Here is an 18,138-nt window from a genome sequence, read left to right on the forward strand (position 1 = left end):
TCTGCCACGCTTCCATGGCCGCAATCATATAAATAAAAATTGCGCTTGGCAAATATTTTTCCAATTTCTCCGCATCAACTGCACAAAATAAAATCAATTTAATTAATCTTCTGAATTTTCTGGCTTTTCATAGCGAATTGAATTAATAAACCAGAGTTTCTTGCCGGTTGGCGTTATCACCTCAGCTTCATCATCCACTGACTTGCCTAACAGGGCACGCGCCATTGGGGAATCAATCGAGATATGCTGCGGATGATGATCATAAATTTCATCGACACCTACAATCCGAAGGCTCTTCTGCTCACCCTGTTCATTTTCAATTTCGACCCAGGCACCAAAATAAACTTTGCCTTCCTGTTCAGGAGAAAAATCAACAATTCTCAGCTCTTCCAGCCGCTTGCCCAGATAACGAACCCGACGATCAATTTTACGTAAAAGCTGTTTGTTATACTGGTAATCTGCGTTTTCCGAACGGTCGCCGAGACTAGCTGCCCAGTTCACTTTTTTGGTAATTTCAGGACGTTCTTCATGCCAGAGATTTTTAAGTTCTGCCACCAATTTGTCGTATCCACCACGGGTAATCAGGTTAGATTTCATGTGTTTTAATTGCCAATTTTGAACCAGTTTTTAGACATTAAGAGCTTATTTTATTTGGAGTTTTAGGACAAGCCAGAATATGCATTTTTTTCTTCAATAAATTTAACAACTTAAATTACATTTAAAAAATAAATTATGTACAAAATTTGACAATTCATTTTTTGATCTTTAATATGCACCCTACTTTTGGAATCGCTTATTTTTTAATCTATGTAGTTTTTCTACATATTTCCCGATCAATTTAGTCATTTTTGAATGACGTCATGACTGCCCAACCCTTATTGAATTTATCAAACTTTTAAAAGTTTCTGGCTAGTATTGGCTGTGATTTTTAGGGCATAAATTACTTGTAGCGGAGACAACATGCACAGTAGTTCAACCACTGGGTCGAGGCTTTGCCTTAGCTCTTTTATCTCTTCTCTCCCTGTAAAAGCACTGGTACTGAGTACGGCACTTATCCCCTTTCATAGTATCAATGCCACTAAAACCACACTTCAATATGATCATGTGGTAAATAGCAACAAACTCACCGTCGTCGCAGTTCAAAGTCCAACGACTGTGTTTCAGGATGGACAACATCAGCATGGTTTTGGTTACGACCTGGTTCGCAACTATGCCAACAGCCTGAATGTTAAGCTGGATTTTAAAACTGTTCCGGATAATGCCACGGCCCTGAAATGGGTAGCGCAGGGCAAAGCCAATCTGGCCATGACCACCACTGATCTGGGTACGATTGAACAACAGCGTTTAACGGCTTTTTCTGCCACTTGTGGTGATGAGTCTTCACTGGCCAGTAATGGACTGAATGCCAATCTGAATCTGGTATTTAAATCAGCTAGTGATCCCTTGAGTCAAACCGCTAGTGCTTTTGTCTGTCAAGGCAAACAAAGCGGTGCGATCAAGCAACTTGCTTCCTTCTACAATCAGAATGTAGTAGAAGAGCATTCTTGGGATGAAATTCAACAGGATCTGAACCAGCGCCTCCCCACATACAAGGCGAGCTTTCAGAAATCTGCTCAGCAGTACGATCTGGACTGGCACCTGCTCGCCGCGATCGGTTACCAAGAATCCTATCTAAAGCCAAACTCCGTATCTCCCACCGGTGTCCGCGGTCTGATGATGCTAACAAGCTCTACCGCAAAAGCGATGGGGGTTAGCAACCGGACAGATCCAGGCGAAAGTATTGATGGGGGTGCCAAATACTATGACCAGATGCTGAGCCGTTATGAACATATCCCTTATCCGGATCGTAACTGGTTTGCTCTGGTTGCCTATAACATGGGTCCAGGTGCTGTGAATCAGCTGCAAAAACGGATTCAGGCCCAAGGAAAGAATCCGAACAACTGGGTAAACATGTATGCTTATCTGGAACAGAATAAAGCTAACAATGGTCGTTATCGTCAGGCCCTTCAATACGTGACCCGTATCCGTGCCTATCTGGAACACATCAAGACTACTCCACAGCTGGTGAATATTTAAGCCTGATCAATTTAAATCTAGTTATTCAGCCATAAAAAAAGCTTACTTCAGGGTAAGCTTTTTTGTTACTTCAGCTTTTTAGATCAAGACTATTAAGCTGTGGTATTTTCAAGTACTTTCTTGAACAGGTCTTTTTGTGCTTGGCTTGGCTTCGCTGTTTGCAATGCCATCAATTGAGACATATCGCCTTGCACCTTGATTTTACCTGTCATGAAGGCTTGCATTGCAGCCGCCATATCAAACTCAAGGAAAACTTTACGTAAGGTTTCGCCATCCATGTTCAATGTTGTTTTTGCATTTGGAGATAAACCTTTTTTAATCGCGCCACCTTCCAAAGATAATTCTGTATTACCTGTAGTGTCTGCAACGACCAAATTAATTGCCAGATTCGCCAAAGCAGGTGGCAAATCCAAATCACCAGCTTGTGCAGTGAGCGTGTCTACAGTCGAAAACCAATCATCAGTTAAAAAAGCAGGCATGATCTTTCCTCAATTTATTTATTCATTTGTGTCGACTATCCAGGCGACATCAGGTTGAAGCTATTATGCTTGTGACTTGTTATAACATGATCATTATGGCAAAGGCTAACGAATTTTGTACGCACCGTTCAATTTTTGTAGTTCTTATCTTGCGTTATTTTTGATTCAGGCATCGGCCGTAGCCCATGCCTGTATCGGCTTAACTTTATATAGGTTGATTAGTCTGCTGCAAAGCCCAGATTGACCATATTGATGCGGCGGTTCTCACCTTCTACCGCCTCTTCAGTTGAACAGCTGCCTTTGAAATCGAATTCGCGCTGACTGTCCAGAATTTCAAAGTCGAATAATTCGCGGTCAACTAACTGAGATGGTGAAACATTTTGCAAGGCACCAAAGATGCTGTGCAGACGTTTTGGATGCGCATTGTCCCATTCACGTAACATGTCATTGATAATGGCACGTTGAAGATTTTCCTGAGAGCCACATAGATTACATGGAATAATTGGAAATTGACGCATCTGTGCATATTTGATGATGTCTTTTTCTTCCACATAGGCCAATGGACGAATCAGAATGTTCTTTTTGTCAGAAGACAGCAGTTTTGGCGGCATGGCTTTCAAGCTGCCCCCATGGAATAGGTTCAGAAAGAATGTTGCCAGAATATCATCACGGTGATGACCCAATGCCACTTTAGTCGCCCCAATTTCCTGAGCAAAACCGTACAAAGAACCACGGCGCAGACGTGAACATACTGCACAGTAAGTCTTACCTTCCGGTGTCAGTTTTTTGGTAATGCTGTAGGTATCTTTTTCCAAGATGTAATACGGAATGTTATTTTCTTCTAAATAACGCGGTAATACATCTTCCGGGAAACCGGGCTGTTTCTGGTCCAGGTTAACTGCCACTACATCAAAATTGATCGGTGCAATGCGTTTAAACTGAAGCAGGATATCAAGCAAGGTATAACTGTCTTTACCACCAGAAATACACACCATGACCTTGTCGCCATCTTCAATCATCTTGAAGTCGCGAATGGCATGTCCGACCTGGCGGCGAAGCTTCTTCAACAAACGGTAGTAGGCAGAGCTTGTTGGCAGTTCAGGTTTGAAATTAAATCCTTGCTCGGATTCAACTGGCGAGTACATAGACGAGAATAACCCATAAATAAAAATACCGCGCAATTTTAGCTGATTCGGTTCCGTATCGCATCAAAAGAATTTATTTTCATACAAATGCCATATTAGTTTCATTTTCATGTTTTATTTTGATTGATATATTGAACGATTTAGTTCAATTTTTAGGCGAGATGCTTATCTTTTGGACTTTTCCACAGTTGTCCACAAAAGCTGTGGATAACTTTGTGGATTGAAATGGACTTGACAACTTGTTCACCTCAAAATTTAAGGCTTTTCTTTAAATTGATCATTTTTTGATCAATTTATTTTATTATTAAAATCAATAACTTAAACCTGTCAACCCTAAGGTTTTAAATTAAATAAAAAAAATATTTTAGTGTTCAAAATATTGACAGGCGTTCCTGTTTACATACTCGTTTATAAATGCAGCGTATAAGGCTGTGCATTACGTAATTTTTTGTTAAACTCATCCATGAATTTTTCTAGCTTATTATTTATCAAATATAAACAATGAAAATAAAGACGTATTTCTTGGGGTGTCAACTGATGGGTAGCTTGGTTATGCTGAGCTGTAGTCATTTGGTGTATGCCGGTGAAACCATCTATCAGTTGCGTGATAAAAACGGCAGTACCTTATTGACCAATAAGAAGAGCCGTTATAATCATCTTCAGGTCGAAAAGAAGACTTATTATCCGGATAGCAATATTCATAGCTATAGTAACTGGGGCAGCAGCGAGTCGTCGGTTTTGCCTAGCTATAGCAAGAATAAGAATGCTTTTGATTCGATCATTCGTCAGGCCGCACAGACTTATGGTGTGTCTGAAGGTTTAATTAAAGCAGTCATGCATACTGAATCCGGTTTTAATACCCATGCCCGCTCCCCTGTGGGTGCACAAGGTTTGATGCAGCTGATGCCAGCCACAGCACGTCGCTTTAATGTTAGTAATGCTTATGATCCGCATCAGAATATTATGGCGGGTGCTAAATATCTGGCCTGGTTATTAAAGCGTTTTAATGGCAATACCAGCCTGGCACTGGCGGGCTATAATGCCGGTGAAGGCAATGTCAGTAAATACGGTGGAATCCCGCCTTTCCGGGAAACCCAGGATTATGTGCGCCGTGTGACCAGCCGTTTTCAAAACCTGTATACTCATGGCCTGAGTGCAAGTACAACCACGTCTAACACACCATCCAGTGAAGGCCGCATCCTTGCCAGTTCAGCGAACTACTCCAATGATAGCAGCAGCACTTCGCACATTCAGGCAGCCAAGTATCAGCGTCAGATTATTATGAATGCTGATGGTAGTTATACCGATGCACCGATGGGCTCTTATGCAACGGCGAATGCAACAGCAGCAGCTAAAATTTATTTAAGTGAATAAACAAATCAAAATTATTTGATTCTGAATGGCCTTAGCGAAAATGCAGCAAAAAATAAAGCTGTGTTTTGTGATCTAGGGCCATTTTTTTCTTGAATTTTTAGTCATTTCACCCCATATTGATTTCAATGATTTTCATTTTCTAATCAGATTATTTTTTTATAATAAGAGGATTTCTCAATGATGCGGATTGGTTTGTTCTTGCTAACCAACCTCGCGGTACTGGTTGTAGCTGGCATTATCCTGTCACTCTTCGGTGTCGGTAGTTACCATGGCGCGGGTGGCTTGAATCTAGGCAACCTGTTGGTGATCTGTTTTGTGTTCGGTATGGTGGGATCACTGATTTCCCTGTTCATGTCTAAATGGATGGCGAAAAAAACAACCGGTACTGAACTGATTGACCCAAATGCCCCTCGTAACCAGGCAGAAGCATGGTTATTACAAGAAGTTGCGCAACTTTCTCAGCGCGCTGGCATTAAAATGCCGGAAGTGGGTATTTTCCCATCTTATCAGTCAAATGCCTTTGCAACAGGATGGAACAAGAACGATGCGCTCGTGTCTGTTTCTACAGGTCTGCTTGAACGCATGAATAAAGATGAACTTCGCGCGGTACTGGCGCATGAGATCGGTCACGTTGCCAATGGCGATATGGTGACACTGGCTTTGATTCAAGGTGTGGTCAACGCATTTGTCATGTTCTTTGCCCGTGTAGTTGGTGATTTCGTAGACCGTACAATCTTCGGCCGTGAAGAAGGTGAAGCACCGGGTATTGGCTATTTTGTGATTACCATTGTGCTGGATATCGTATTTGGTATTATGGCTTCAGCGATCGTGATGTGGTTCTCACGCTACCGTGAATACCGTGCTGATGAGGCAGGTGCACGTTTGGCAGGCAAACAGGCCATGATTTCAGCGTTATTACGTTTACAGGCTGAATCAGAAATGCCGGATGCTATGCCGAAAGAAATGAAAGCCTTTGCGATTTCTGCTGGTCAGGAACAAGGTTTTAGTCTGGCAGCTCTGTTCCAGACTCACCCAACGATTGAACAACGTGTTGCTGCTTTGCAACAACTCGATTGCCCTTAAGCAATATATTAATTGCTTGATAGAAAAAAGCCTGCGAATGCAGGCTTTTTTATTAAGTTTATATTGATAAACCTTCAGGCTTTAAACCATTGAAAGAGCTGCATTGTGCCCCAGCCAATGGCCATAATTAACAGAATCAAAAAGAAAGTTCCTAAAAGATCTGGTAGATGAATCCAGAACCAGGCCACTACAGGATTACGCCAGAAAGCGGATTGCTGTTGTCTGCGTTCCAGACTTTCATGCAGAAATGGATGCACCACATGATGATCGGTACGAATCTGGTATTCGTCCCGGATATGTTGATGCACAATACCCAGTGCCTTACGGCTAGGACGAATAAAAATATCAAATATTGTTCCCGCTACAGGAATAAAGCCGACCACAGCATCCATGACGGCCATTTTCAGGACTGGCTTTAATTTTTCACTCGGCACCCCGATCTGACGGGCTTTATAAATCGCATAACTGGTCAATACAAAACCTGCGATATCTCCAGCTACCGGAATGGTACTCAAAGCAGCATCTGCCCCGACGCCCTGCTTGGTAAATGGAATCCGTACCACCGAATCCATCATATTGGCGAACTTGGCCAGATCCCGCTCCAGCCGAATGACATCCTGTTGGCTCAGTTTATTTTTTTGTCCGGGATCAGGCATAGGTTCTTCCAGAAATGAGACTGATGTAATTGAGCATAAAGTATTTTTTCTATTTAAGCTGTAATTGCTAAGTATTTAAAACAATAATTGAGAGGCAATAAACAAGTAAATAATCACCCCGGTGGCATCACAAATTGAAGTCACCAGAGGTGCTGATGCACTGGCTGGGTCCATTTTCAATTTATTGAGAATAAAGGGTAAACTCATGCCGATTAGACATCCCATCAGCACAATACCTAACATACTTAAAGCGAGTACAACGGCGACCATCCAGTCGCCTCGAATATAACCCAGAATTGATACTGCAATGGCCATCGTTCCACCCAGACATAAAGCAACCAGGGACTCACGACCCAGCAGGCTGAACCAGTCCTTAAACTGCACATCGCCTGTTGCCAAGGCACGCACCATTAGGGTGGCAGATTGTGAGCCAGCATTCCCCCCACTTCCCACCAATAATGGCAAGAAAAATACCAGCACAATATGGGTGGAAATAATATCTTCAAAATGGGCAATCCCGATTCCGGAGAGCAGACTGCCAAACACCAGGATAACCAGCCAGAATACCCGTTTCTGATATAGTCTGAGAATCGGTGCAGTTTTCAGACTCAATTCATTCAAAGGCGTCACTGCACCGGATTTTAAAATATCCTCGGTGCTTTCTGCCTCAGCAATATCCATGGCATCATCATAGGTAATAATCCCGACCAGCTTCTGGGTCGCGTCGACCACAGGCAAGGCGATAAAATCATAATAGGCCAAGGTACGGGCGACCTGCTCCTGATCCTCATCCACCGTGGCATAGACTACATCTGTGGTCATGACCTCATTAATAGTGGCATCCGGCCGTGCCTGAATAATTTGTCGCAAGGAAATCACACCAAGCAGATGCTGTTTCTCATCCACGATATAGATCAGATATAAAGTGTCATGATTCCCCGCAATATCACGTAGCGTTTCAATTGCCTCAGTCATGCTAAGCTCGGGAGCAAGCGTGACGAAGTCCGAACTCATTAATGCACCGGCTGTTTCTTCCGGATAAGCATGCAGCTCTCGCAGGGTTTGTAGCGACTGGGTAGATAATTTGCCAAGTAACTGCTGCTGCACTTCACAGGGCATCTGCTTGTATAAATCAATGAAGTCATCGGAATGCATGGCATCCATCAGGCTGGCCAGTTGCTCCAGAGGAAATTGATAGGCCAGCTGGATTTGCATGGCCAGTGGCAAGTACTCCAGTACTTCTGCCTGACGTTCCAGCTGCTTGAAATGGTGACAGCGTTCCGCTGGTCCAAGTTCAGACAAAATTCTGGCCTGATCGGCAATATTCAGCTTTTGCAGAAGCTGATGAATATTATTTTCCCCTGTTAGCAGAGTCTCATGTAGTTGCTGTATTTTTTCTTGGTGCTGCATTCCCATACCATCATTCCATGCAGGTATGAAACATACCCGCCCTAGAGTGAGTATTCCTCATTTTCCTAATTGATTTGTATAACTTTATTTGTTGCTTTGACACGAAACAGGTTTCGGATTAACACATACATAAACGGGATAAAGAATAACACCAAAATAGTCGCAAAAATGACCCCGCCCAAAACGCTGGCACCAATTTCCTGACGGCTGATCGCACTGACCCCAGAAGCGAAAATCAAAGGGATTACTCCCGCAGCAAAAGCAATAGAAGTCATGAGAATAGGCCGCAAGCGTAAACTTGCTCCCTCTAAAGCTGCAGCTATAGCTGTTTTTCCTGCTTTCTCTGCCTGTGCAGCAAACTCCACAATCAGAATGGCATTTTTACAGGACAGACCAATCGTCGTCAGCAAGGCAATATGAAAAAAGATATCATTGGCGAAACCAAAGACCCAGCAAAATAAGATACTGCCGCCTACCCCCAATGGAATGGCACTGATCACGGCCGCAGGAATGGTCCAACTTTCATATAAAGCGGTTAAGCACAGGAAAATAAAGGCAATCGAAATCACATAAAGAAAAATCGCCTGACCGCTGCTGCGCTTTTCTTCCAATGCGGCTCCGCTCCAAGCCAGATTCACACCTTCCTGGGCATCTACCAATGCTTCAACATCCTGCATGGTCTGACTGGAAAACTTGTCCTTTGGAATCCCTGCATAGACTGGAACAGCGTTATAGCCCATATAACGGTTAATACTGTTCGGCCCGCCCTGCCAATTCAGACTGCTGAACTGGTTAAATGACAGCATTTCACCTTTTTGATTGCGTACATGCCAGAAGGCCAGATCTTCAGGTTTGGAACGGTATTCTGCCTCACCCTGCATAATCACACGTTTAATCTGCCCGCGATCAATAAAGTCATTGATGTAAGTTCCCCCCCACGCTGCAGCCAAAGTACTGTTTACATTTTGCTGAGGAATGGAATGCTTTAACACACGCTCTGCATCAAGTTTGATATTCAGCTCAGCACTTTCTTTAGGTTGATCCAGCTGTAGAAATTCAATCGATGATTTGCCTTGGGCACGCGCTTCAATCTGGCCAAATGCCTCCTGTAAAAATTCAGCCCCTTTATAATCCAGGTCTTGCAACCAGAAATCGACCATACGACCATTACTTGACATGGAAGGTGCCATAAAGAAAATTTGGGCATTGGCATGATTGGCAAAGTGTTTCTGTGCTCGATCGACAATAGCGAAAACCGAATCTTCAGGATTTTTGCGCTCAGCCCAGTCTTTTAATACTACAAAAAGCTGCCCACGATACGGACCTACACCGACGTTGTTGCCGCTATACCAGACGCCTACACTCTGAATGCGTCCCGATTCATGTTTCATCAAATAATCTTGTACTTCACGCCCGACTTGTTCGACTTCTGTACGCGGTGCATTGCCAGGCATGACAATCTGCCCCATAACAAAACCCATGTCTTCAGTGGGCATCAATCCTTCCGGCAAATACTTATATACCCAGCCGAAGCCCATTATGCACACACCAAAAAGTGCCAACATCGTGAATTTCAATTGCATGCTTCGAGCTGAAACTTTTTGGTAACTGGCATTGAGCTGATCCATGCCATGGTTAAAGCGCTGTGCCCAGCGAGCCTGATGATTTTTGCGTTTCAATAACTGTGCCGCAAATGTCGGGGTAATCACCAAAGCCACGAATAAAGACAGCAACATGACCACTACCAAAGTGATAGAAAATTGACGATAAATCACTCCAGTGATACTGCCAAAAAAAGCCATCGGGATAAATACTGCAGTAAGTACCAGCGTAATACCAACCAGTGCCCCGCTCATTTCCTGCATGGATTTTAAGGCAGCCGCCTTGGCATCCAGATATTCGTCCTGCATCAGGCGTTCAATGTTTTCCACCACTACAATGGCATCATCGACTAGCAGACCGATGGCCAAGATCAGGGCAAACAAGGTAAAGCTATTCAGAGTCATACCCAAGACATACAGCACCGCAAAGGTTGCCAAAACCACAATCGGAATCGTAACGGCCGGAATAATCGTGGCACGCCAGTTTTGCAGGAAGATAAATATCACCACAATGACCAGAATAATGGCTTCAACTAGAGTTTTAGCTACCTGTTCAATTGAGCTGGTGATAAATGGAGTTTTGTCCATGGTCATTTGCAACTGATAGTGCGGTGGCAAATTAGCCTGAGCGTTTTTTAATACGTCTTGAATCTGTTTGGAAACTGCAATGGCATTACTCCGTGGCGCTAAAGTAATCGATAAAGCTGAAGAGAGCTGTCCGTTGGTATAGTTAATGTGGTTATAACTTTCTGCACCTAGTTCTACCCGTGCCACATCTTTTAAGTACAGCAATGAACCAGAATCCGTAGTTTTAACAATAATATTCTCAAATTCTTTCACGCTGCTTAAACGTGAACCCGCACTGACTTTGGCATTGAGATATTGATCCTGCATGGTTGGCAAACCGCCAATTGCGCCTGAAGCCAATGGTGCGTTCTGGGTTTCAATAGCATTACGAATATCATTTGGCATCAGGTTAAACTGATGCAACTTATGCGGATTTAGCCAGATCCGCATGGCATAACCTGCACCGTACAGGTCAATTTCCCCTACACCTTCAATACGTGACAAACGCGGTTCGACATGCACCATTAAATAATCTGAAAGTTCGGTGACGCTACTTTGCCCACTCTCATCATATAAGCTTAACAGTGCAAACTGGTCATACCCTGATTTATAAACATTGACTCCGCCTTGTTGCGTCTCTTCAGGTAAGCGGCTCAATACACCATTCACGGTGTTTTGAACCTGTAACTGAGCTTGATCAAGATCGGCCCCTTGCTCAAATTGCAGTGTAAGTTGGGCCCGTCCAACCGAACTGCTGGAATGAAAGGTTTCCAGACCTTCAATGCCTTTTACCGCCTGTTCCAGAATCTGGGTTACCGATTGCTCAACTGTTTCAGCCGATGCACCACGATAACCAGCGGAAACACCTAAAGCTGGCGTATCCATATTTGGCATATGTTCAATGGGAATTTTTTGAAGTGCAAATACCCCAAGGGCCATTATTAAAATTGTAATGACTGCTGCAAACTTGGGACGATAAATAAAAAAGCGCGACAACATAAATTAGAAATCCCCATCAAATGCATCTTTAGAATGCACACNNTCGTCATTTGGCGAATTAAAACGTACATAAATGGAATAAAAATCAGTACCAGTATTGTTCCGAAGATCACTCCACCAAAAACACTGATTCCAATCTCACGACGACTGGCTGCACCTGCACCAAAAGCAAAGACCAGTGGCAAAATACCAGCACCAAAGGCCAGAGAGGTCATTAAGATTGGACGCAAGCGTAATGACGCACCCTCAAGTGCAGCTTCAACTACCGATTTACCTTTTTCCTGAGCCAATGCCGCAAACTCTACAATTAAAATTGCATTCTTACAGGACAGACCAATCGTGGTCAGCAAAGCAATCTGGAAGTAAATATCATTCGGAAAATCTGCCAGAAAACTAAAAATGATATTCCCACCAATCCCTAAAGGAATCGCGGACATGACCGCAGTCGGAATCGTCCAGCTTTCATATAAAGCAGCCAAACACAGGAAAATAAAACCGATCGACACCAAATAAAGCCAGATTGCCTGATTACTGGATTGTTTTTCCTCAAAGGATAAACCGCTCCAGACCACGTCAATGCCATCCTGTTCTGCCACCAGATTTTCAACATCTTGCATCGCTTCACCAGAACTGGAACCTTTGACCATATCCGCTTGCATTTGTAGCGAGGTATAGCCCATAAAACGGTTGACTACCTCGGGACCACCACTCCAGTCCACCTGAGCGAAATTACTAAAAGGCACCATCTCGTTCAGGTCATTACGTACATGCCATTGTGTCAGATCTTCAGGTTTGGAACGGAATTCTGCATCACCCTGCATAATCACCCGTTTAATCCGGCCACGATCAATAAAGTCATTAATATAATTACCGCCCCAAGCCGCTGAAAGCGTACTGTTAATTGCGGATTGACTCAGACCATTGGCCATGGCCTGTTTCTGGTCAATATTGACTTTCAGTTCGGCTTTTTCCGGATTAGAGCGCTTATCCAGATTTTCAAAGCTACTATATTGAGCTGCGCCAGCCTGCATATTCTGGAACTGTTCTTCCAGATACTCACGGCCATTACCGTTAATATCACGAATCCAGAAATCCAGGCCGTCGGTTTGACCTAAACCATTCACTGAAGCCGGCATACTGATATTGACTTGGGCATCGCGGTTACTACGGAAATGCTTCATAGCACGTTCACGAATCGCCTGCGCAGTATTTTCTTCTCCTGAACGGTCATCCCAATGCTTTAAGGCTACAAAACCAGTCGCCAGGTTCTGACCGGTACCTGAGAAGTTACGGCCATAACGTAACATGACCAAGTCGATATTGTCCTTTTCTTCTTCCAGAAAATACTGACGAATCTGTTCACCGACCTGAATGGTGTTTTTCATTGGGGCACCTTCCTGTAGTCGGATCTGCAGATTCAGAATACCCTGATCTTCGCTCGGCAAGAAGCTGGTAGGTAAGGCGCGGTAGAATAAAGCAAATACACAGATCAACCCGGCAAAAAGCACCAGGCTAATGGCCTTATGTTGTAGAGTGACATTAGAAACTTTCAGATAACGATGCTTCAAACCATCCAGTTTCTGGTTAAACCAACTCGCCCACTTGGCAGGTTTTGGATTCGGTTTCAAAATCAGCGCACAAAGTGCAGGTGTCAGAATCAGTGCGACCATCAGCGACAGAGACATCGCTGCCACGAGCGTAATCGAGAACTGACGATAGATCACCCCGGTTGAGCCACCAAAGAACGCCATGGGAATAAAGACCGCGGTTAAAACCAGGGTAATCCCGATCAGTGCTCCGCTGATTTCCTGCATGGATTCCAGTGCTGCTTCTTTGGCTGTAAGTTGCTGCTCATGCATCAGACGTTCAACGTTCTCTACCACCACAATAGCATCATCGACTAGCAAGCCAATCGCCAGTACTAAGGCAAACAAAGTCAGCGTATTAATACTCAGTCCCAAAACATAAAGTACCGCCATGGTTCCGAGTAAAACTACAGGCACAGTTACAGTCGGAATTAAGGTCGCACGCCAGTTTTGCAGGAAGATAAACATCACGATGACGACCAGAATGACCGCCTCGAACAGCGTTTTAACAACTTCTTTAATCGATTCTTTGACAAACGGGGTATTGTCACGCGGATAAGCAATTTTATAGCCTTCCGGCAACTGCTGGGAAAGTCGCTCGATTTCAGCCTTGATCAGACTCGACGTCGCAATTGCATTGGCACCGGAGGCTAGTGAAATGCCCAGACCGGCAGAAGGATAGCCATTGGTAGTGCTATATGACTGATAATTTTCCGCACCCAATTCTACACGTGCAACATCTTTTAAATAGATAAAGCTCCCGTCCCGGGCAGACTTCACAATAATATTTTCAAATTCTTCGACTGTTTTTAAACGGCTGCCTGATGTGACTTTGGCATTCAGATACTGATCATCGACTGTCGGCAAGTCCCCAATTGCGCCGGCTGCCACCTGAGTATTCTGTGATTCAATCGCTGCCCGCACATCACTTGGCATCAAGTTATATTGTTTTAATTTTGCTGGATTCAGCCAGATGCGCATCGCGAACTGTGAACCAAAAACATCCAGTTCCCCAATGCCATCAATTCGGGAAATATCCTGTTCCAGATGTGTGGTCAAATAATCAGATAGTTCAATATTGCTACTACGCCGTGATTCATCATACAGACCGATGACCATATGGGTATCGCCAAGAGATTTGAAGACATTCACGCCCTGTCGCTGGACATCGTCAGGCAAACGATTGAGAACCCCGTTAATCGCATTTTGAACCTGTACTTGTGCTGTATCTGGATCGGTGCCATTTTCAAAACTGATGCTGATCCGGCTTCGACCTGAAGAATCACTGCTGGAGCTGAAATACAGCAAGCGGTCGATACCTTTAATTTGCTGTTCCAGCACCTGGGTCACGCTCTCTTCTACCGTTTCTGCAGATGCACCAGTATAAGTTGTTGCCACAGTAATGCGTGGCGGTGCAATATCCGGATAACGTTCGACAGGTAAGTTCATCACCGCAAAAAGTCCAATGGCCATGACCACAATGGCCAGTACACCTGCAAAAATAGGACGATGAATGAAAAACTTAGACAGCATAAGTCTGAATCACTTTGAATTTAATGAATTATGGAAGACGTTGCATTATTGAGTCAGCTTAAGGATATTCAGGCAGAGGCTTGGAGAATGCAAGGCTTGATCACAGAAAAATATGTATAAAATTGAATCATGAAGAAAATATGAAGATTTTGCCTTTCATCTAGCTGTTTCAACAATTTATAGAGTTATTCATTTTATGTTAGGCATAAAAAAACCCTGCTTGCGCAGGGTTTTTTTAGAATCGATTCAGAGCTGATTAAGCAGAGAATTGGTTCATTGTGTTTTTCGCATCGTCACCCGCTTTAAGCGCGTTGTCACCAGCGAAGATTTCTTTGTGGTCGTCACCGATGTCAGAACCAGCCATTGCTTGGTGTTTCACACAAGCGATACCACCGCGGATTTCTTTACGTTGTACGCCAGCAACATAAGCCAACATACCTTCAGAACCGAAGTAACCTTGAGCAAGCTCGTGAGTAGAAAGAGCAGCTGTGTGGTAAGTAGGCAGAGTGATCAAGTGGTGGAACACGCCTGCTTCACGAGAAGCGTCTGCTTGGAATGTACGTACTTTTTCGTCAGCTTCAGCAGCCAATTCAGAATCGTCGTACTCAGCGCTCATTAATTTAGCGCGGTCGTATGCAGATACGTCTTTACCTTCAGCAACCCAACGGTCGTACGCTTGTTGACGGAAGTTCAGTGTCCAGTTGAATGATGGAGAGTTGTTGTAAACAAGTTTCGCATTTGGCACAACTTCACGTACACGGTTAACCATGTGAGCGATTTCAGCTACGTTTGGAGTCGCAGTTTCGATCCAAAGAAGGTCAGCACCGTTTTGTAAGCTAGTGATACAGTCAAGTACAACGCGGTCGATCTGAGTGCCTTCACGGAACTGGTACAAGCCAGAAGCAAGACGTTTAGGACGGTGAAGTTTACCATCACGTTTGATCAGAATTTCATCTTCTTGTGCTTCAGAGATGTCAATTTCTTGAGTGTCTAAGTAGCTGATGTATTGAGAAGCGATGTCGCCTGGCTCTTTAACCACTGGGATTTTTTGAGTCAAGTCAGCGCCTTCAGAGTCAGTACGTGCAACGATAATACCGTCGTCAAGACCCATTTCAAGGAATGCATAGCGAAGAGCATGGATTTTAGCGATGAAGTCTTCGTGTGGAACTGTTACTTTACCAGCTTGGTGACCACATTGTTTCGCGTCAGAAACCTGGTTTTCGATTTGAAGTGCACAAGCACCCGCTTCGATCATTTTCTTAGCTAATAAGTAAGTTGCTTCTTCGTTACCGAAACCAGCGTCGATGTCCGCAATGATTGGCACAACGTGAGTTTGGAAGTTGTCGATTTGTGAAGTGATTTCAGCAGCTTTAGCTGTATCACCAGCATCTTGAGCTTTTTTAAGTGCGCGGAACAGGTCGTTCAGTTCTTTCGCATCAGCTTGACGTAAGAATGTGTAGATTTCTTCGATCAATGCAGGAACAGAAGTTTTTTCGTGCATAGATTGGTCAGGAAGAGGACCGAATTCTGAACGAAGTGCAGCAACCATCCAGCCAGAAAGGTAGATATAGCGACGTTCAGTTGTACCGAAGTATTTTTTGTTCGCAATCATTTTTTGCTGAGCGATGAAACCGTGCCAGCAGCCTAGTGATTGAGTGTATTTGCTAGAGTCGGCATCATAAGCAGCCATATCACGACGCATAATCGCCGCTGTATATTTAGCAATGTCTAAACCAGTTTTGAAACGGTTTTGCATTTGCATACGCGCAGCATCTTCAGGACTGATGTCTGCCCAAGTGTTACCGAATTTCGCTTTTAATTCGCGGATTGCATCAATCGCTGTTTGGTATGTAGTCATGATATATTCCTGTATTAATATTAGGATTTTTCTGCAACGAACCGCTCAAATCACACCCTCAATGACTTGTTCAGATTTTCGACGATCCGTTGGGATAGCTAAAGATTAGTGGGCTTCGAAAAATTAATCCAATATTCTGCAAGAATTATCATTATTTATTTAAAAAATATGTAGATGAAAGTCTAATTATATATTGATCAGCTCCTTATAAGTTATTGTATTTAATATTTTATTTTTTAATTTTTAAAATTAGATTTTGTCTAAAACATCAGCAATATGGGTAAAAAATATTCATTAGACTTAAGTCTTGCAGGACTTTAGCAGCGCTTAATTTCAGCAATTTTTGTCTATTTTCTAAGCCTTAAAACTTGGAACACTTATTTCGAAGGAATTATTTTTCATTTATTTGTGGAAATATTTTTAGTCAAATCTGGCACATTATTTGCTAATTCCGTCTGTTTTTCAGAAATACCTTCTTTCGTTTTTGGATGCAGCCAGATTTCTTTTCTGCTCTTAAAAAATAGAGAAGGATTCAGGCTGGCAAAATCTACAGTGAAAGAGACTCTAAAAAGGTATTTCAGTACAATCAGCTGGGCTTTTTTTCATCAGTTGCGTACACAAGCTATAGTAGTTATGGCATAATCCATATAATTTCATAATTTTATTTTCGGTATTTTTTTTATGAATCTGGAGCGGGTCGATCTTAATCTCCTCATTTATCTTGACGTACTTTTACGTGAAAAAAATGTCACGCGTGCAGCAGAACAACTTGGGGTAACCCAACCTGCGATGAGTAACATTTTACGTCGCTTACGAAATTTATTTAATGATCCCCTCTTGATTCGCTCTTCTGAAGGTATGACTCCAACAGAACGTGCACTAGAACTCCAACCTCGTATCCGCGACGCCTTAGCGGATCTTTCCATGATTCTGGAACCGCGTACCGAGTTCCGTCCTTATACCTCAAATCGTGTCTTCCGTATCATGACTTCAGATTATGCTGAAGCCACACTGGTACCACGCTTGGTGAAAGCATTACGTTCAGAAGCACCAAATGTGGTTCTCGACTTCTTAACGCCAAGTGATGTGTCCTATCGTGACATGGAACAAGGTAAAGTTGATCTGGCAATTAACCGTTTTAATGAAATTCCACAAAGCTTCCATCAGGTACTGGTTTGGCGTGACAGCTTTTCTTGCCTGTTAAATAACAAGCATCCGGCTGCAGGTAACCTGAATCTGAAAAGTTATCTGGATGCACAGCATATCTGGGTATCAAAAACTGGCATGGGCGTCGGCTTTGGGGTAAATCCTGAGAAACAAGCGGGTCTCGGCTGGATTGATCAGGCTCTTGAACGTATTGGCCAAAAACGTAAGATTTCGGTATTTACCCGTCACTATCAAATGCCCGGTCTTTTGGCGGCCAATGTAGATCTTGTAGCAACATTACCGACCCGTATTGCACGTCTGCAAGCCAAAAACCAGAACTTACTCATTAAAGACCCACCATTTTATATTCCCGAGTTTGAATTGAAGATGGCGTGGTGTCCTTTATTGCATCATCATCCCGCCCATCGCTGGTTACGTCAGCTGATTCTATATGTAGCGCGTCAGATGATCGAAGAAGAAAATCGTGAATTTTTAATGAATAATTCGCAATTTTCGCATTATTAAATCGAATATTAGCTAAATTGCTCATTTTTAAGCTTATACTCTAGAGACTTGAGTTGCTTTATTTGTACCTCAAGTCTTTTTTTGTGTTAAAAATATTTTT

Annotated in this window: 11 protein-coding genes and 1 pseudogene; 4 read left to right on the plus strand and 8 right to left on the minus strand. The window is 43.3% G+C overall.

The genetic code is table 11. The features are described 5' to 3' along the window. Window positions 1-102: 102 nt before the first annotated feature. Window positions 103-597 carry a transcription elongation factor GreB gene (gene greB, locus B3J29_RS14980; RefSeq protein WP_034701347.1) on the minus strand — a complete coding sequence of 165 codons (495 nt, stop codon included), beginning with the start codon at window positions 595-597 and terminating at the stop codon, window positions 103-105. Window positions 598-960: 363 nt separating this feature from the next. On the opposite strand from greB, the gene B3J29_RS14985 reads away from it, so the two are divergent. Next, window positions 961-2,076, plus strand: a complete 1,116-nt coding sequence (locus tag B3J29_RS14985) for a transglycosylase SLT domain-containing protein (protein WP_034701349.1) — start codon at window positions 961-963, stop codon at window positions 2,074-2,076. A 92-nt stretch (window positions 2,077-2,168) separates the two neighbouring features. On the opposite strand, the gene B3J29_RS14990 is transcribed toward B3J29_RS14985, so the two are convergent. Next, on the minus strand, window positions 2,169-2,555 hold the full coding sequence (locus B3J29_RS14990) for an SCP2 sterol-binding domain-containing protein (protein WP_004784757.1): 387 nt from the start codon (window positions 2,553-2,555) through the stop codon (window positions 2,169-2,171). Between the two features lie 218 nt (window positions 2,556-2,773). After that, complete coding sequence (gene ttcA / locus B3J29_RS14995; RefSeq protein ID WP_005236792.1) at window positions 2,774-3,700, minus strand: tRNA 2-thiocytidine(32) synthetase TtcA; 927 nt, start codon at window positions 3,698-3,700, stop codon at window positions 2,774-2,776. Window positions 3,701-4,201: 501 nt separating this feature from the next. Here ttcA and B3J29_RS15000 point away from each other — a divergent pair. Next, the gene (locus B3J29_RS15000; protein WP_376748792.1) at window positions 4,202-5,074 is read left to right on the plus strand and encodes a lytic transglycosylase domain-containing protein; all 873 of its coding nucleotides are present in this window, start codon (window positions 4,202-4,204) and stop codon (window positions 5,072-5,074) included. 177 nt (window positions 5,075-5,251) lie between these two features. After that, the gene (htpX, locus tag B3J29_RS15005; protein ID WP_034170190.1) at window positions 5,252-6,157 is read left to right on the plus strand and encodes a protease HtpX; all 906 of its coding nucleotides are present in this window, start codon (window positions 5,252-5,254) and stop codon (window positions 6,155-6,157) included. A 74-nt stretch (window positions 6,158-6,231) separates the two neighbouring features. Here the strand turns inward: htpX and B3J29_RS15010 are convergent, their stop codons facing one another. The 5 genes and pseudogenes from B3J29_RS15010 to B3J29_RS15030 form a co-directional block, all read right to left on the minus strand. Beyond that, window positions 6,232-6,813, minus strand: coding sequence for a DUF4112 domain-containing protein (locus B3J29_RS15010; RefSeq protein WP_034701358.1), 582 nt, complete (start codon window positions 6,811-6,813; stop codon window positions 6,232-6,234). A gap of 75 nt (window positions 6,814-6,888) precedes the next feature. Then, window positions 6,889-8,223 (minus strand): magnesium transporter, encoded by a 1,335-nt coding sequence (gene mgtE, locus B3J29_RS15015; RefSeq protein WP_034701382.1) that lies wholly within the window; start codon window positions 8,221-8,223, stop codon window positions 6,889-6,891. Window positions 8,224-8,288: 65 nt separating this feature from the next. Beyond that, window positions 8,289-11,390 carry an efflux RND transporter permease subunit gene (locus B3J29_RS15020; RefSeq protein ID WP_262477426.1) on the minus strand — a complete coding sequence of 1,034 codons (3,102 nt, stop codon included), beginning with the start codon at window positions 11,388-11,390 and terminating at the stop codon, window positions 8,289-8,291. 47 nt (window positions 11,391-11,437) lie between these two features. Beyond that, window positions 11,438-14,509, minus strand: a pseudogene (locus B3J29_RS15025) (multidrug efflux RND transporter permease subunit); the annotation flags it as partial. Between the two features lie 256 nt (window positions 14,510-14,765). After that, window positions 14,766-16,367, minus strand: a complete 1,602-nt coding sequence (locus B3J29_RS15030; RefSeq protein ID WP_034170185.1) for an isocitrate lyase — start codon at window positions 16,365-16,367, stop codon at window positions 14,766-14,768. Window positions 16,368-17,048: 681 nt separating this feature from the next. On the opposite strand from B3J29_RS15030, the gene B3J29_RS15035 reads away from it, so the two are divergent. Further along, complete coding sequence (locus B3J29_RS15035; protein ID WP_004784775.1) at window positions 17,049-18,038, plus strand: LysR family transcriptional regulator; 990 nt, start codon at window positions 17,049-17,051, stop codon at window positions 18,036-18,038. Window positions 18,039-18,138: the final 100 nt, after the last annotated feature.

This window comes from Acinetobacter sp. UBA5984 (genome assembly GCF_002429925.1).
In the GTDB taxonomy this organism is placed as follows: Bacteria; Pseudomonadota; Gammaproteobacteria; order Pseudomonadales; family Moraxellaceae; genus Acinetobacter; species Acinetobacter variabilis.

What these genes read in the sequence shown, in the direction of transcription:
- greB (WP_034701347.1), bottom strand. Translation starts at nt 597, where the DNA reads ATGAAATCTAACCTGATTACCCGTGGTGGATACGACAAATTGGTGGCA.
- B3J29_RS14985 (WP_034701349.1), top strand. Translation starts at nt 961, where the DNA reads ATGCACAGTAGTTCAACCACTGGGTCGAGGCTTTGCCTTAGCTCTTTT.
- B3J29_RS14990 (WP_004784757.1), bottom strand. Translation starts at nt 2,555, where the DNA reads ATGCCTGCTTTTTTAACTGATGATTGGTTTTCGACTGTAGACACGCTC.
- ttcA (WP_005236792.1), bottom strand. Translation starts at nt 3,700, where the DNA reads ATGTACTCGCCAGTTGAATCCGAGCAAGGATTTAATTTCAAACCTGAA.
- B3J29_RS15000 (WP_376748792.1), top strand. Translation starts at nt 4,202, where the DNA reads ATGAAAATAAAGACGTATTTCTTGGGGTGTCAACTGATGGGTAGCTTG.
- htpX (WP_034170190.1), top strand. Translation starts at nt 5,252, where the DNA reads ATGATGCGGATTGGTTTGTTCTTGCTAACCAACCTCGCGGTACTGGTT.
- B3J29_RS15010 (WP_034701358.1), bottom strand. Translation starts at nt 6,813, where the DNA reads ATGCCTGATCCCGGACAAAAAAATAAACTGAGCCAACAGGATGTCATT.
- mgtE (WP_034701382.1), bottom strand. Translation starts at nt 8,223, where the DNA reads ATGCAGCACCAAGAAAAAATACAGCAACTACATGAGACTCTGCTAACA.
- B3J29_RS15020 (WP_262477426.1), bottom strand. Translation starts at nt 11,390, where the DNA reads ATGTTGTCGCGCTTTTTTATTTATCGTCCCAAGTTTGCAGCAGTCATT.
- B3J29_RS15030 (WP_034170185.1), bottom strand. Translation starts at nt 16,367, where the DNA reads ATGACTACATACCAAACAGCGATTGATGCAATCCGCGAATTAAAAGCG.
- B3J29_RS15035 (WP_004784775.1), top strand. Translation starts at nt 17,049, where the DNA reads ATGAATCTGGAGCGGGTCGATCTTAATCTCCTCATTTATCTTGACGTA.